Source organism: Alphaproteobacteria bacterium (genome assembly GCA_018662925.1).
Taxonomy (GTDB): domain Bacteria; phylum Pseudomonadota; class Alphaproteobacteria; order 16-39-46; family JABJFC01; genus JABJFC01.
Map to the genome: position 1 here is coordinate 1 of JABJFC010000007.1, position 13,757 is coordinate 13,757.

General features: G+C 40.3%; 12 protein-coding genes. 3 read left to right on the plus strand and 9 right to left on the minus strand.

The features are described 5' to 3' along the window. Positions 1 to 69: 69 nt before the first annotated feature. From HOL16_00275 to HOL16_00305, 7 genes are all read right to left on the minus strand, one after another. Entirely contained in the window at positions 70 to 342 is a 273-nt protein-coding gene (locus HOL16_00275) for a hypothetical protein (GenBank protein ID MBT5389140.1), read from the minus strand. Positions 343 to 411: 69 nt separating this feature from the next. Beyond that, the gene (locus HOL16_00280) at positions 412 to 756 is read right to left on the minus strand and encodes a transposase (protein ID MBT5389141.1); all 345 of its coding nucleotides are present in this window, start codon (positions 754 to 756) and stop codon (positions 412 to 414) included. Between the two features lie 650 nt (positions 757 to 1,406). Beyond that, a complete protein-coding gene (locus HOL16_00285; protein MBT5389142.1) occupies positions 1,407 to 1,748 on the minus strand; it encodes a hypothetical protein in 342 nt (113 codons plus the stop codon). 169 nt (positions 1,749 to 1,917) lie between these two features. Then, a complete protein-coding gene (locus tag HOL16_00290) occupies positions 1,918 to 7,161 on the minus strand; it encodes a MobA/MobL family protein (protein MBT5389143.1) in 5,244 nt (1,747 codons plus the stop codon). A gap of 1,472 nt (positions 7,162 to 8,633) precedes the next feature. Next, positions 8,634 to 9,224, minus strand: coding sequence for a hypothetical protein (locus HOL16_00295; protein ID MBT5389144.1), 591 nt, complete (start codon positions 9,222 to 9,224; stop codon positions 8,634 to 8,636). A gap of 53 nt (positions 9,225 to 9,277) precedes the next feature. After that, the gene (locus tag HOL16_00300; GenBank protein ID MBT5389145.1) at positions 9,278 to 9,655 is read right to left on the minus strand and encodes a hypothetical protein; all 378 of its coding nucleotides are present in this window, start codon (positions 9,653 to 9,655) and stop codon (positions 9,278 to 9,280) included. Between the two features lie 286 nt (positions 9,656 to 9,941). After that, positions 9,942 to 10,271 (minus strand): TfoX/Sxy family protein, encoded by a 330-nt coding sequence (locus tag HOL16_00305; GenBank protein ID MBT5389146.1) that lies wholly within the window; start codon positions 10,269 to 10,271, stop codon positions 9,942 to 9,944. Between the two features lie 123 nt (positions 10,272 to 10,394). Between HOL16_00305 and HOL16_00310 the strand changes: the two genes are divergently transcribed. Both HOL16_00310 and HOL16_00315 read left to right on the plus strand, forming a co-directional pair. Beyond that, positions 10,395 to 10,715 (plus strand): hypothetical protein, encoded by a 321-nt coding sequence (locus tag HOL16_00310; protein MBT5389147.1) that lies wholly within the window; start codon positions 10,395 to 10,397, stop codon positions 10,713 to 10,715. Positions 10,716 to 10,784: 69 nt separating this feature from the next. Next, positions 10,785 to 11,045 (plus strand): hypothetical protein, encoded by a 261-nt coding sequence (locus HOL16_00315; GenBank protein ID MBT5389148.1) that lies wholly within the window; start codon positions 10,785 to 10,787, stop codon positions 11,043 to 11,045. Positions 11,046 to 12,052: 1,007 nt separating this feature from the next. Here the strand turns inward: HOL16_00315 and HOL16_00320 are convergent. Continuing rightward, complete coding sequence (locus tag HOL16_00320; GenBank protein ID MBT5389149.1) at positions 12,053 to 12,718, minus strand: hypothetical protein; 666 nt, start codon at positions 12,716 to 12,718, stop codon at positions 12,053 to 12,055. A gap of 402 nt (positions 12,719 to 13,120) precedes the next feature. Between HOL16_00320 and HOL16_00325 the strand changes: the two genes are divergently transcribed. Further along, positions 13,121 to 13,429, plus strand: coding sequence for a hypothetical protein (locus HOL16_00325; GenBank protein ID MBT5389150.1), 309 nt, complete (start codon positions 13,121 to 13,123; stop codon positions 13,427 to 13,429). A gap of 201 nt (positions 13,430 to 13,630) precedes the next feature. Here HOL16_00325 and HOL16_00330 read toward each other — a convergent pair. After that, positions 13,631 to 13,757 (minus strand): integrase (locus HOL16_00330; GenBank protein ID MBT5389151.1); only part of this gene is annotated, 127 nt, incomplete at its 5' end.

Here is a 13,757-nt window from a genome sequence, read left to right on the forward strand (position 1 = left end):
CACAACATATCCAAATATCTTTTTGGAACTCAAAAAAGTCCTGATATCGTTAAATCATATTTCCTAAAATCAGAGGTCTCTTACGCTGCTTAATGTAAACTGTTTGCTGGCCGGAGTAATAAAGGAGCCTTTGGGTACAGAATCGTTTGGCGTGGGAGATTTTGTCAATCGTTTGCGCCACTGGTAGAAAGTTGAAGGTGATAGGTTCTTTTGGGCACAAAAAGCTACCACTGTCAGGCTACTTCCTGCAAACTCTTGAAGAATGGACAGTCTGAGTGGAACTGATGTTTTTTCGTGACGTGTTTGGGGGCTTCTATTCTTTACTTGAGTAGCTTCGAGCATTGAAATCTCCTTTTTTAAATTCAATCTCAATAACTCTGCAATATATAAATTAACTTGAATAGATGGGGTTTATGAACTGCTTACGGATAAGCGTTTAGTGCCAATGCGAGAACGGACCTTGGTAAATAAACTGAAACTAGGGGTAGTAGTCGAAAGTCCAAACCCACAAAACCATTTGCCAGCTGTATTTTCTTGAAGGAAACGTTCAAGTTCTCGGTCTGAAAGATCCTCTAGATACTGTAAAAATAGACACTTAAACAAACACTCTATCCCATAACCATCTGCACCTTTTACGTGCTCAAGTTCCTTCAAACTCTTACGTACGAGGGTGGTCGGAAATAAGTCGCTAATCTTGCGATAAATATGTGTTCTAGGAACAAGCTCATTTAAGCTCACCATTTCCACTTGATACATATGTAAACTCCTAAGAATTAAACCTGTAGAGAGTATAACAATACACAACCAATCTTTAAACTAATTCTCCCAAATTAACCCATTATTCTACAGGGCTATTATTGCTCGTATTAGAAAATTATTGTTATATTTCAATACCAGAATGGCTGATCATTTAAATGGTGTTAATATCTATAAGACTGTTGATACCTGCCATTTTGAACCACATGAGGTTCAAAAAGGAACAATTTTCCTCTGAGTGAGAAGCTCGAGTTCCTTAACATTTGGCAAGAGCCGGGTTAAATTTGCCCTGGGCCGAAGACTTTGTGGAATTGAATGACGAGTTTGCAAATTCTAACGGGATCTAAGCCAAACGGGAGACTAAGTAACCACTCTCGTAATTGCATCGCGTCGTGCAAAGTACTCTCCACTTTTTCTCGTAACAAAGTACTGTGTGAATCTATATCAGCCAACTTGGGGAAATCAGGATCTCTCACGACGACGTCTACAAAACGGCCCTTAACTTGGATAACAGATGGAGCGCAACGGCTCACCACTACTGTTTAGTAGTTCAGGATACTGCTAGCTATAATGCTTCATCCACTCGCTACCTACATGTATACTTATAGATTGCATCTTGTTCAAATTTTCCAAGATTCCATTATCAACCCTTATCCAGAAAGAATCCATGTCCCCCACAGGTATACGCCTCCAAAATCATCGGACTTAAGACCGTTTTGACTGAATTGACGAACACCGGCTTCTCCAGCAAGATGTAAGAGCTCTCGTACAGTACAATAAACTTTCTCATCCCAGTGGATCCTGATCTTCACATCTGCCCCAATATTTACTAATCTCTCTACTTCTTTAATATCTCTCCTAACCGCTGATACCCTTAATTGGCTTCCGATATCTTCTTCATCAACTCCACTTCGTCTCATACAGTAAGAGTCTGAAACAAATAGCAAGCATCCGAAGTGGACAATAACAAAAAAGTAAAGATATCTTTTCATAGTCTCTCCCCTAGTACATCCTTGAGGCGTTTCATATAGTAAGACTACCAAATGTATCCTCTTTGTCATTGTCAATATAAAATACCCAGGTAAAGGTCACCAAAAGTATCCACCCTGAGGAAGAAAAAAGAGGAAGTAAAATCCCCTCAGCTTTGTTAGAGCGTCAATTTTACCTTTCATAGCCACGTGATTTAGTTTGCTCCTGCTGTTTCTCAACATAATCTTTCAGTTCTTTGGTGAGTGTTGGATTACATGCGCCTAGATCTTTCCTGAAGGAAGCATCTTTTTCGAACAATTGGATGTAAACACTAAGGTCTTTTCGTGCGTCTTCACCAAGCGATGAGTTTTGATAGAGTTTTATCTCCTTGAGCTTATCTTCCATATGAGAGGCTATTTTTTTAATTGAGGAGATTTGAGAACGAGGTGTTACACTTTTTTGTATTTCCGTTTTGTGTACTTCTTGGAACAGCAGCTTCTTCGGATCGTGATACTCTCTCACGTAGTCTTGAACACCTTGAGGACCTTTCTCTTTTAGAACATCATTAAAATCTTGTCCTGGATTAAAGGGCTTAATGATGGATACAGCCCTACCTTGCTGCTCCTTGAATTGATTTTGAATTCTCTCCAGAATTTCCTGAGTCCGTGCGTTTTGTTTGTGCTCGTCGTTATCTGCACAAATAATAATTTCTTTTCCTCCTTGATAGTTACCAATGTTGTAAATCCCAAGAGAGGCAACAATTTTTCCACTTACGCCAGCCTCCTTAATGGAAAGAGCCGACTCAATACCTTCCGCAATAAACACCCTGTCAATACCTTCTGGAGCATCTTGAAGTGTTACAAAGGAGCCTTTTGCTAACCCATAGTTGATTTTATTGAGTTTTTCTCCGTCCCTGCTTAAAGCCCTTTTACCAGTGTCTTCTAGTTTCGTTAATTGAACGGATCTTAACTCACCTACTTTATTGTGCCCAAATGCCGCAAAACAGTCGTGCTTTAAGGCCTTACGTTCTCCTTTGTACATAAATTCTGTTCCCTTTGGGATAAATCGTAGATCTTCCGATAAGGCCCCTTGAATGCCACGTTCGTCTCTAATGTAAGTTTCCGCTAACGTATTTTCAATTGATTTGGATTTCATCTGCAATTCAAGAACCGCATTAAGGCGCTGAGCAATCTCTTTCGCGTGATCTATTTCTCTTTCCTTTTGTGCCTGCTCTCGAGTTTGTAAAGAAGGCAATCGTGATATTTTGGGACTGGCTTCCATATTTAAAAAATTGGATAAATAATCAACCGATTCCTTAAAATCTGTTCCTTTTTCTCGCCCTATCAGCTTAAAAATATCCCCCCCTTCATCACGTTCAAAATCCTTCCACAAACCTTCCTTGGGACCTGAGATGTTTACAACGATGGAGCCTTTCTGTCCAAACCGTAAAGATGACTTTGTACACATACGAGCATTTGGTTGACCTAACAAATCAATCGCTATGTCCCCATACCGTCCACGGGCCCTTTCAAGGACATGGGTCGTGGATACAAATGATTCTGCACTAGGTTTTCTTTCCGCATACCCTACATGCTTTTGTAGACGAGATTGAATGTCAGGTCTCATATTCTGCAAAACAGAGATCGCCACTTGATTTCTTACGAGATGCTGGGCATTTTCATTTCGTGCGGTAAGGGCTGTTTGCCACTCTTCCTTTAAGGAACTTCGCTCTTCAGCTGTTTTAAGTAGCATACTCTTCCATAGACGGGCGGTTTCCCTTGAGGAATTCAGATATTTTTCAATTGGGTGATAGATGAGATCTGGATTTACATTGGAAGCAATTTCTCCAGACTGAACTTTTGCATAGAGGGCACTATCGAAGGTGACTCTGTTTACATCAAGTCCTGCTTGTTTTGCAACCCTATAATCTTGTGGACTTTTCAGAACTTTCTTAAGCTCTATTGCTAGTGGACCTCTCTCATCAATGCTTTTAGCTGTATTATAGATCCCAACTTTAAGCCTTATCTCCCCATTAATGGCATGTTTTAGAAGTTTGTATTCCTTAACGTTCGAGACCTCAAAAAAAGGTTGGTACTTTTCTGGTGACTCAACAAGTTTTAAGGCTAAGGCGTCTCGGGTGATTTGCGTTTTCTTAAATTTCTCCTGGGTAATAAAGGTTTTCGAGACATGTGCTTCAACACTTGGCTGCTCTTTGAGTTTGCTATAAAGGGCTGCAGCTTCATTCCGAGCCTCTATATATGCCCTTACGGTATTGTAATGCTCCTTTTGATCATAATTAAGGCGATCATAATAGATATTCTCGTGTTGCGATTTTAAATGTGCGTTTGCATGCGACTTGACGGAGACAATATACACGAGATCGTTTTGGTTAAGAGAATTACCCCAGTAGTCAACCAGAGAATCATCTCTTTTTTCCACCCTAAAGAAGGGATAATAAAGGCGCGGATTTTCTTGGATTTGGTAAGCAATGGAATCTCGTTCTGTCTTTAATTCTTTATAATCTCCATGGAGAGGATGAGATTTTGCAAGGCTTCCAGGATGAGTTTGGGAGATCTCTTGCCATAGAACCCTCGTTTTACGTGTTAAGTCTATATAGTCGTCCACCTGAATAGATGCTCTATACTCTATCTCTGAGAAAAGACGAGAACGGTGTCCAGCGTCTACTTCCAAGACATCACGTCTCACCCCTGCGAGTCGTACGTAGGGCACATGTTCGTCCCACTTTTCCAAAATACTTTGGGCAACACGTTTCTTCTCTTCAAAGCACGTTTTATAAGCGCTGTACGATGGGTGTAAATAAAGGGGCTGTAAGGGCGTGCTTTCCATTTCCTCCCGAATGTTGACAGCCTCCACCATGAGATCCTTATACTGTTGTACGCGCTCTAGAAAAGGCTTTTGAGACACTGAGATTTCATAGTCTTGCAGTGTTTCTTTAAAAGCGCCTCGGCTGACTTTGTCTATAAAATCCTTAAAATCTATAAACCGATCCCGGCTCACATACAATTTCACATCATGACGATGCCTCGTCATGGCCACAAGCAGACTTGATGGATCAAGACAAGGGTCTGCCACCACGAAAGTTTTATCAAACGTACTTCCTTCTGACTTGTGAATGGTCATGGCGTAGCCATGAGTGATGTGCGGATACTTTTCTGTGCTGAACTGAACCAGACGCCCACAATCAAGGCGTACCGTCATTGTTTTTGAATTATATGCCTCAATTGCCCCCAGTGTACCATTCTTAGCACCAGTTCGAGTGTTGTTTTTAATAAAACTTTTCAAAAAGGATTTCTCTTCAACATTCTTAATATACAGCCCATGATGATCATTCTGCGTAAACCGAATCCGATCGCGTATCGCATATTCTTGACCTGAGATCACAAAACTCTCTTTTAAATATCCTCGCGCTTTAAGTTTCTCACGAATCACTTTATTAAGCTCATAAACTTCCATATTCCGATAAGCTAAAGCCATGTGGCTTTGACGAGGGCTATAATCTTTAATGTAGGCATCTCTCAAAGCATAAATAAGCTCTTTAGAACTTTCATGCCATGTGACGTGGCCCTTTTCGTAATAAGGTTTGATACCGTCCAAAACTCGGTGTTCGTTTAAGTGCTTTGAACATTCTCGCTGCCAATCAACCTTTTGACGCAACACCTCTCGGGTTTCACAATATCCAAATTTTTCTGCAAAAAGCCGCCCGTAATCACCACTTTCTCTCGACTTAATTTGGGCAGTATCTTGGACTATGAGGACTTTGGCCCCTCTCTCAACGGCTTCTCTCATGAATGGCTCCCAAAGCCTCTCTCCAACCATATTGGCTTCATCAACAATAATGACGTTTTTGCTCGAGAAGCGATGTTTCTCCAAAGCCTTCATTTTGTTGTGGGCGTAAAGATACGGCCGCCCCCAAAGTCGGCCACTTTTAACGTATGCTCTTTGTTGCTTGTATTTCTGCCAGTTGAAGAGAAAGCTATCCAACGTCTTACAAGGAATGCCAATTTCTTGCTCCATGATTTCAACGGCTTTTCCTTGGAAAGAGGTGCCGAGCACTTCATAGCCGGCTTGTTGGTAAGCATGGGCAACGGCTTTTAGGAGCGTGGTTTTTCCAGTCCCTGCTTTTCCGTTAAGGATACGGATATCAGGTCCTGTGCATAAATGGGTGACAGCGTCCCGCTGCTCCTTATAAAACTCTACCTCTTCTCCTCGAATGGATCTATCAATAATGTCTTGAGAAACAGATTTTGTTTGCCGTTTATGCAGTGTTTCTGAAAGAGTTGTTATGTGGTCTTCTTGTTTTTTGTAGTGGGTGGACGTAAACACCTCTTCTCTATTGATATTGTTACCAACTCTTTCTGCAATCTCTTTATTTTCTAGCAGTTGATCCGTAAGCTTTGAGGCAAGACCTTGTAGTTCAGTTGCAAAAGCAGTGCCTTCAAAAACGCTGTTATCGTTGGCCTGTGCAAGGATGAGTTTTGAGTTGATATCAATTCTTTCAACTTTACCCTTTATGATTGCAAAGAGTTTGGCATCTCCTCCAACACGGCGGAGGATTTCGTCCTCAATGTGCTTACGTGTGAAAGTCGTGCGTTTGTGAGCAATTTCCTGGACTAAAGCTCCAGGATTCTCGCACATTATGGCAATATTTTGCTGCCTCGTAACTTCATTATCTGCAACAATTCGAGAGTAGTTTCCTTCTCTGGCAAGCTTTTGAGCATACCATCCTTCGTGCTCTGTTGGTAAAAACTGTGAGCCTCGATCTTCATTGGAACGAGCATCGATACGAACAGTGTACCCCGCCAATTGAAGGTGCTTATTAGCCGTTACTTCCCATAGCTTTCTTGTGGTTTTGAGGGCGTCCTTGCTGACAATGTCTCGGTCTTTCCTCTGTGAGAATGCGCCTTCGACAAGCGGACGTCTTGTGATCATGCCGTGGAAGTGTGGATTGCCTTTATCCCAGTGTATGGCATATTCAACGATAAGTCCTCTTGAGACAAACCTCTCTTTTAAAAACTCCTCAACACATGTCTCTGCCTCAATCTTTTTGAACTCAATAGGAATGGCGCCCATAATTGTTTGAGCAGTTTGTGTTGAGTTTAAGAACTTCTCTTTTGCCTCTAAACTTTTTTGGTGTCTTATGGGATCGTGTGCGTTGCCTTTGAACCTGAGAGAGGCGATTTCATCTTCAAAGGACTCGACTTTGTTCCACAAAATGGAAGAATTCTTTGCCCAATCTGGTGCCTCATCTCCCGCAAGAATTCTGCTTACTATCACATCTTTTTTGCTTGTGTAATCGTGATCTACACCTGTGCGCTCGTCACACTGACGCGCACCTCCAATATATGCACTAAAGCCCACTGATGAACGTCCTTCACTCCGTGATATAAACCCCAAGGCAAGCGAATAAATTGCCATAACAAACACCGTTAAGCGTCAATTACAATTTAAACCCTGGAAGTTTATATTTGAGTGATGCGAAGTCCCTAAGTCGTAAGCCCCTTTCCCTTTTGCAGCTTATTCTAACGCCTGTGGCCGTAAAGCACAAGCTGGATTTTCAATCCAGCATAAGTGCGCACCCCAAGAAATGATGGCAGCTGGGTAGTTTTTAATTATAACGCTTACGCGCCTTATTATGCTCTCAGAAAGCCGGAACGGCGTATGAGTGGAGGTGGGGCTGTTCAATAAAATTTGTGTCTATCGATCAGTCACGACAAGCCCCCCTAGTTTGTTGGAAGGCATTGTTTTGCTGTAAAAGGAGGGAGAGTTCCAAGCAATAAAGCGACAAAGTTAATTCTTAAAGTTAGGATGAATGAGATGAATCCTTCTTCCAAAAATCCAGTTGAATGAGTCGAAAATACCAGGGGCAAACGAGACTTAAAGGCTCTTTCCTTACTTCCATAACGTCAATATTGTTGCATTGCATGTTCTCGTGGGCTCCCTCATATTTTCTATAATATGGGGAAATATACATCCTCTTTTTTTCTTCATCAGGGTGGAGACTTTCAGTAACCACTACGATTTTATATTGACAATAAAACTACGGATGTGGCGTGGAGAAGAGACCGTTTATGCAGTTTACTGATACAAACAAAACTATGGTTCTTCTTATCCAAATGTAGGCTTCAAAAATGCTTTATAATCGTTAATGCGAACTTTAACCCTTCAGTCTATGGAGGTTCTCTTCCTTACTTCAATCCGGCTTTTACTCGATTCTACCTTAAAAAACAACGGATTGACTTTCTCTTGAACCCTGTTAGAGTTCTCTTAAGTAAAATAGGTCATTTAGAAAAGTAATTTATAAGATGTAGGAGGATTGGCCGTATATTTCAGCAGCAGTAAACACCTCACTTCATCACTGGATTTGATTGAGAGAGGGCTTTTCCTGAGCTCAGCTAAAGCTCTCTCCTTTTTATAGAACGCAACTTTAACAATACCATCCAATGTGTGACTTACTATCAGTCCAGCCTTTTTGCGCTCACCTCTGCATTGTTTTTAGACAAATCGCTCAAACCTGCTATCTTAGGTCCAGCAAGAAGTCGGTAACTTGGGGAGGGCCATACTGGCTCCAAGTGACATAGAGTGGGAGCCAAAGCACAAAGAGCACAAACTCGATAAATCATCTTTACTATCACTTTTATCGGTTGCTCTTCTGAACCCATTTCCTGATTTTTTGTGATTGGTAATATCTATTTCCAGTAACATGCCTTTAAGGGCAATTTGAATGCGGGTGGGGTCTCAAGAGAAAAAACTGAACTTTTGGTTGTGTCTTCCTTTTTAAGACTGAAGGTTTTTGATTTCTTCCTCACTTAGTCCTGTGATATTTGAAATTTCTTTCACAGAATAGTTATTTTCGAGCATATTCATAGCAATATCCTGGGCTTTGGATTTTACACCCTCTTTAACGAGCATAGCTGTGTGACCGGCGATTTTACTTTATCAACATCATCCCATGATTTATGGTGCGCCTCTCGAAAAAGCTCAACCCACTCACGCATCCTAGGATCTTCTACAGGTCCTTCATTTAAAACTGAGTACTGAATTAATTCAATGCCATCAATTATGTTAGCAGGATTTAAAGCATCAACAAACTTGTAATGTCTTATTACTTCTTTCGGCGTATCTACCCAATGCCGCACTTCATCCTTTCCACCTCCAAGAATATTAATCGCAATAACCTTTCGGAGTTCTCCCCAATTGTCACCTGAAGGGAGTTGGCGCCCAAAATAGAGCGCAGCATAAGCAAGAGCACGCCTGTCCCAGAAGCCTTGAGGAACGACCTGCACTTCGGCAATCGCAAAATGCCCGTCAGAGAGGTGGCACGCTAGATCCATTTGTGCAGCTTTTAAAGGACGTGGAAAGGCATCTCTTAAATGGTTAAAGTGATGGACTAATTCACTAAGAACTTGTGTGGCGCCATTATGTTTTTGCACGGACTTTGTTTCTACAACATATAACTCACCTTTGCTAATGCGGGGCATAAGAGAAGCCGTTTGTTTTGTGTTTAAAATGTCTCTTAGTGCGGTAAAATCCTTTATTGGCGATAAAAATTGTGATCGAGGAGTTCTGTACTTACAATATCAAGGTTTTGTGAAAACGTTTGGAGAAAATCGAGGCGAACTTCACTCGCATTAAGCATATATCGAAAGGCCGAATCGTATGTTGGTATCCCAAAGATTTGACTCGTTTCTTTGTCATCTACATCCTTCAATTGACCTGTTGTTGAATGAAAGAAACATCCAGGCTTAGCAATAGTAAGGACACCACGATGTGTGCAATGTCTAAGTAACCCCACTGCGTCTTCAACTAATGGTAAAAATCCTCGTAAAGGAGTTGGACTTGCTTCAAATGAAGAAATCATGCAACCCAATACCAGTAAGAAACTTACAAGAATGTGTTTTGAATATTTCATGGCGTTTACTCCTTATATGAGGAGGTGTCCCTTATTAATAAATCACCTCATTTATTCTATCAAACTGTAACGTCGGCTGTATCGCAAACTCGTGATATTTCCGATTTAGTTTGCCAATAACCTCCGGCAAAGCTGGGAGTTTGGATAGAAACTGCTCGAGGCGGTTAATCTTACTTATTACAGGCTAATATTATCAAGGCGCCTATCCTCGACTCGTTATGTAAATGGGGCAAAAAAAATATCAGTCCGCTCAAAAGTAAAAAAAGGCGGCTTAAATTACCCTGCCTTATTTCTTCTTTGCCTTAAAGGCTACCTGATAAGCTTTTTCCGACCATTTTATCAGTTTCTCGGAATCTTCCAATATTTCAATTGGCACTTTCCAGTTCGAAATAGTTATAATTTTGCCGCCTTTTTCGTAAGTAAAAGGCTTGCTACCCATTGACTCAAAGTCAGTTCGATTGCTATCATCAACCTTAAGATATATCTCATCATCAAAAACAAGGGCAATCGCCAATCCGTTCTTGCGGATCGCATAACCGCCAAACATCCGGCATGATGCTATTCCGCCTGAAGGTTCCAGCAATTCGAGTATATATTCAAGAAATCCACTTACCATTAGCGCAAATTGCAAAATTAATCTGGTGAGTTAAATTTTTTTCCTTTAAGAGGCAAAAAACCAAACAAGAACAACAGCAACCCTCCCGCCGTTGTGTTCTAATCAGGAAATACAAAAAACCAAATGAACCACAACAACAGAAGGAATCCTTATTACGAGAGATTTATCACACTACTGGAGCAGAATACAAGGGGGGCTCCTTTTCCTTGGTTACAAGGAGAGTCAGGTCCATTAAGCGAGAAGCAACAGCAGTTGATCACGATATTGGAAGTGGCTCGCATTGAAGTCATTATGAGATGTTGTCCTGGACGTTGGGTCGCTCGGCCCCAAGAAGGTCGCAGGGCCATAGCAAGGGCTTTTGTGGCTAAAGTGGCTTACAATATGACAACAGCTGTCCTCTTAATTGATAGGTCGGATAACCCCCTAAGACGCATTTGTGTTTAGGAAAGGAAAGATAAGATTCTCTCACAATCGACTTTTTGCCGTGCTTTTAAAGAATTTCCCGATGACGACTTGGGCGAACGTGCACATGAGGCCCTGATTAAAAAGCACCATTCTAACCATTTGTTGAAACATATTTCACGGAACGCCACAGCCATTAAAGCATGGGAGAAAGTTTGTGCCGAAGCCAAGCAAAAGGCAAAAGAGAAAGCTGAGATGAAAAGCAAAAAAACCACGCAAAATGGCTTAAATAATAGACTTCCAACCGATATGCATAAAAGTAATATCAGGATTCGCCAATTTATGCGTGCAAAGGAGGGTAATTTTATTTAGGTTTAGAGGGTGGTTGGTATGTGTGAATGTGAAATTTTATTTACCTCCCCAGAACAAGATTGCCAGAGTCCCCACAACCCCGGGGCTTTGGCTTTTTTTTAATGGAGACTTCCCCTTTTAATGGTCCCTCATGAATTATAGAATCCATCGCTGTCTTTTAAAGTTGAAAAATGGCATAAAACCATTATTAACTAATGTGAGGACGCCTTTACTCAGTTTTCTCGTAGTCGATAATGAAAAAATATAGAAACCTAGCCAGGATCAGGCGAATTATAGTTTGAAGCCCAACACCATCAAACACATAATTTTTCCATAATTCTTTCATGAAGAATTCTCAAGGAGTCTTAAATCTTAAAGAATTTCTGGGAGAGAGGCATTCTCTTCCAAAAGCGATCTATGAACTTAGAATTGTTCTTAGGTTTGATTTTTGAAAGGACTTTCTGTTCAAGAATTCCAAGCTTGAAAAATCGTACATTATCTATTTTATTCAACTTTTTTGCCATAATCACACACCAATCAACATTACACACGCAGAACAAGTTAAACTTTTACAAATGAAAATTCTGCAAAATAAATAGCCTACACTACCATTTTATGAAATGACACTGTTTATATTCCTACTCACAGACGAAAGAATGAAGACAAGACCACCAAGCAATATATGGGATCCATATTTTTAAAATCATGCAAAAAAATGGGGCTGCCTTAATACTAAAGACAGCACCCCACATTTGTAACATTATTCCAAGAAGAACACTCCGAAAGTGCTGAGAGGTCAAACACGCAGCCCTTACGCATTATTCTTAAATATTTTTTTTATTTATAACTCCTTAAAAAGGGAGATATCCATGGAATGGATGGGGAAATCGTAACAAGAATCTAAAAACAAAGTCAACCCTCAAAAAATGTTGGAAATCCAACACCTTTTTTATATTTTCTCCTCTAAAATTGACACCACCTTGCTTCCTTTTTCATCTTTTAAATTAAACGTGATCAGCTTTTCTTTTTCAAATGAGAGGAACGGACATCAACCTCACAGAGTCTTTATGAGAATCATTGGGAAGACAGCATACCTTACCCCTTAGTAAGTGATAGCCTTGTTCTTTTAACTTCAGAAGACGAAAATGCTGGAAAGTCTTTCTCATGTCGCTTCCCCATTTTTTTACGACTTCGATGATTGATATGAAACTTCTCCTTTCTCCTAAAACTCTTTTATGAAGCCTTGCAAGTGCTTCCATACCGGCCCTTACCTCGGATGTTGGAAACTTCATGATCAGGGACTTCATCTCTTTTTCCTTCTCAACTCCCAACTCCAGGAAAGTCCCTCCCCCACCATCGATCCGGCTATATATTGTGATTCCATCCTTAAGTCCACATTCCTGCAATCTTCTCTGGATCACTTCAGAATTTTCTAAACTTATCCAAGGAAACACTACTCGTTTGCTTTTCATAAAAAAGAAAAGAGAGGGATCTCTATTAAGAAAAGATTTCTCCTTGTAAATTTTACACCATAGTGGATCAGAAAAATAAATATTCACTTTCTGGTCAGGCGTAACAACTCCGTAGGAGATATGTTTAACACCAAGTTTGTTGAATTTCTTAACTATCTTTAAAAATTCTTTATCTCTTTCTATAGGTAAATTCTCTGTTCCATACCCACTAAATATACTCATTCCGAAACTCCTAAAATGCATACCTTAATATCATGAATATACTCTCTTACTTTCAATATGTTAGACTAATTATACGATATCCGGTATGCAGTTTTAGCAAACCATACTAAGATCGTTTGTACATCATACTTTTTAGCAATAAATATTCCCTTGTTACGTGTATAATTACTATATAGGGATAGAGAAGTTGAAACTGAATTCTATCTTTACCTTCCACGCACCTTAGAAAATATTTAGAAAAATTAGCTCCTCTTTTTATTTCTCAGGGTGGGCTTAGCTAGCTGTATCTCCCCCCTCCTACGTTGATTTTGCAGAAAGTTTTGTCATTGAGGGAAGAAAACGAATTTGCTATAGTGATCGTGTGAAGAGGCATAGTTAATTCTTAAATTCTAGGAGAGTCCTATGAGTGCCTCTTTAAAAATCCACCAAGTTGAAACGAAAATTTCAGACCTTAAAGCTAAGTATCAATGCCTTTTAGGTGAACGTCAGAAAGAAGTTTCTGATCTCATTGCAAATCTTAATTTAGTTCATATTGATAACAAAACACTAATGGGTGGGTTGATTTTTTTGAGAGAGAAAATCACCACAGAAGATCCCATAGTGGAGGCCTGGCGTGATGCGGGAGAACGATTTCTGCGCAGAACAAGAAAAGCAAAAAGTGGATCGCTCAAAAACACTACAGCTCCTCATTCAACAAATAAATCATCTTAAAAACACCCGTAACTTTGAGAGGGCAAAAATGAAACGTCAAAGCAAGGCACAGCGCCAACTACGCACTCGCACTCTAATACAAATTTTATGCAAAGCTTAGCATAATATTTGTTATGCGAAGCAAAGCGTTATGCAAAGAAAAGGGTTCTATCTCCCATAAACAAAGGATTTAGATCCCATTTACTTCGCATAATCTCCGACCTATTTTATTTCAGACAGCCAAGAAAGCAGTGCCTGATCCTTATTCCAGTCAGGAAGATTGGGATCAATCAGATCAGGGTGAACATTTTCCATCGCCTTCCTTTTCATTTCAGTATCCGCCCTCGCA

Excerpts from the sequence above, each read along its gene's own strand:
- HOL16_00275 (MBT5389140.1), bottom strand. The coding sequence starts at position 342 with ATGCTCGAAGCTACTCAAGTAAAGAATAGAAGCCCCCAAACACGTCAC.
- HOL16_00280 (MBT5389141.1), bottom strand. The coding sequence starts at position 756 with ATGTATCAAGTGGAAATGGTGAGCTTAAATGAGCTTGTTCCTAGAACA.
- HOL16_00285 (MBT5389142.1), bottom strand. The coding sequence starts at position 1,748 with ATGAAAAGATATCTTTACTTTTTTGTTATTGTCCACTTCGGATGCTTG.
- HOL16_00290 (MBT5389143.1), bottom strand. The coding sequence starts at position 7,161 with ATGGCAATTTATTCGCTTGCCTTGGGGTTTATATCACGGAGTGAAGGA.
- HOL16_00295 (MBT5389144.1), bottom strand. The coding sequence starts at position 9,224 with ATGCCCCGCATTAGCAAAGGTGAGTTATATGTTGTAGAAACAAAGTCC.
- HOL16_00300 (MBT5389145.1), bottom strand. The coding sequence starts at position 9,655 with ATGAAATATTCAAAACACATTCTTGTAAGTTTCTTACTGGTATTGGGT.
- HOL16_00305 (MBT5389146.1), bottom strand. The coding sequence starts at position 10,271 with ATGGTAAGTGGATTTCTTGAATATATACTCGAATTGCTGGAACCTTCA.
- HOL16_00310 (MBT5389147.1), top strand. The coding sequence starts at position 10,395 with ATGAACCACAACAACAGAAGGAATCCTTATTACGAGAGATTTATCACA.
- HOL16_00320 (MBT5389149.1), bottom strand. The coding sequence starts at position 12,718 with ATGAGTATATTTAGTGGGTATGGAACAGAGAATTTACCTATAGAAAGA.
- HOL16_00325 (MBT5389150.1), top strand. The coding sequence starts at position 13,121 with ATGAGTGCCTCTTTAAAAATCCACCAAGTTGAAACGAAAATTTCAGAC.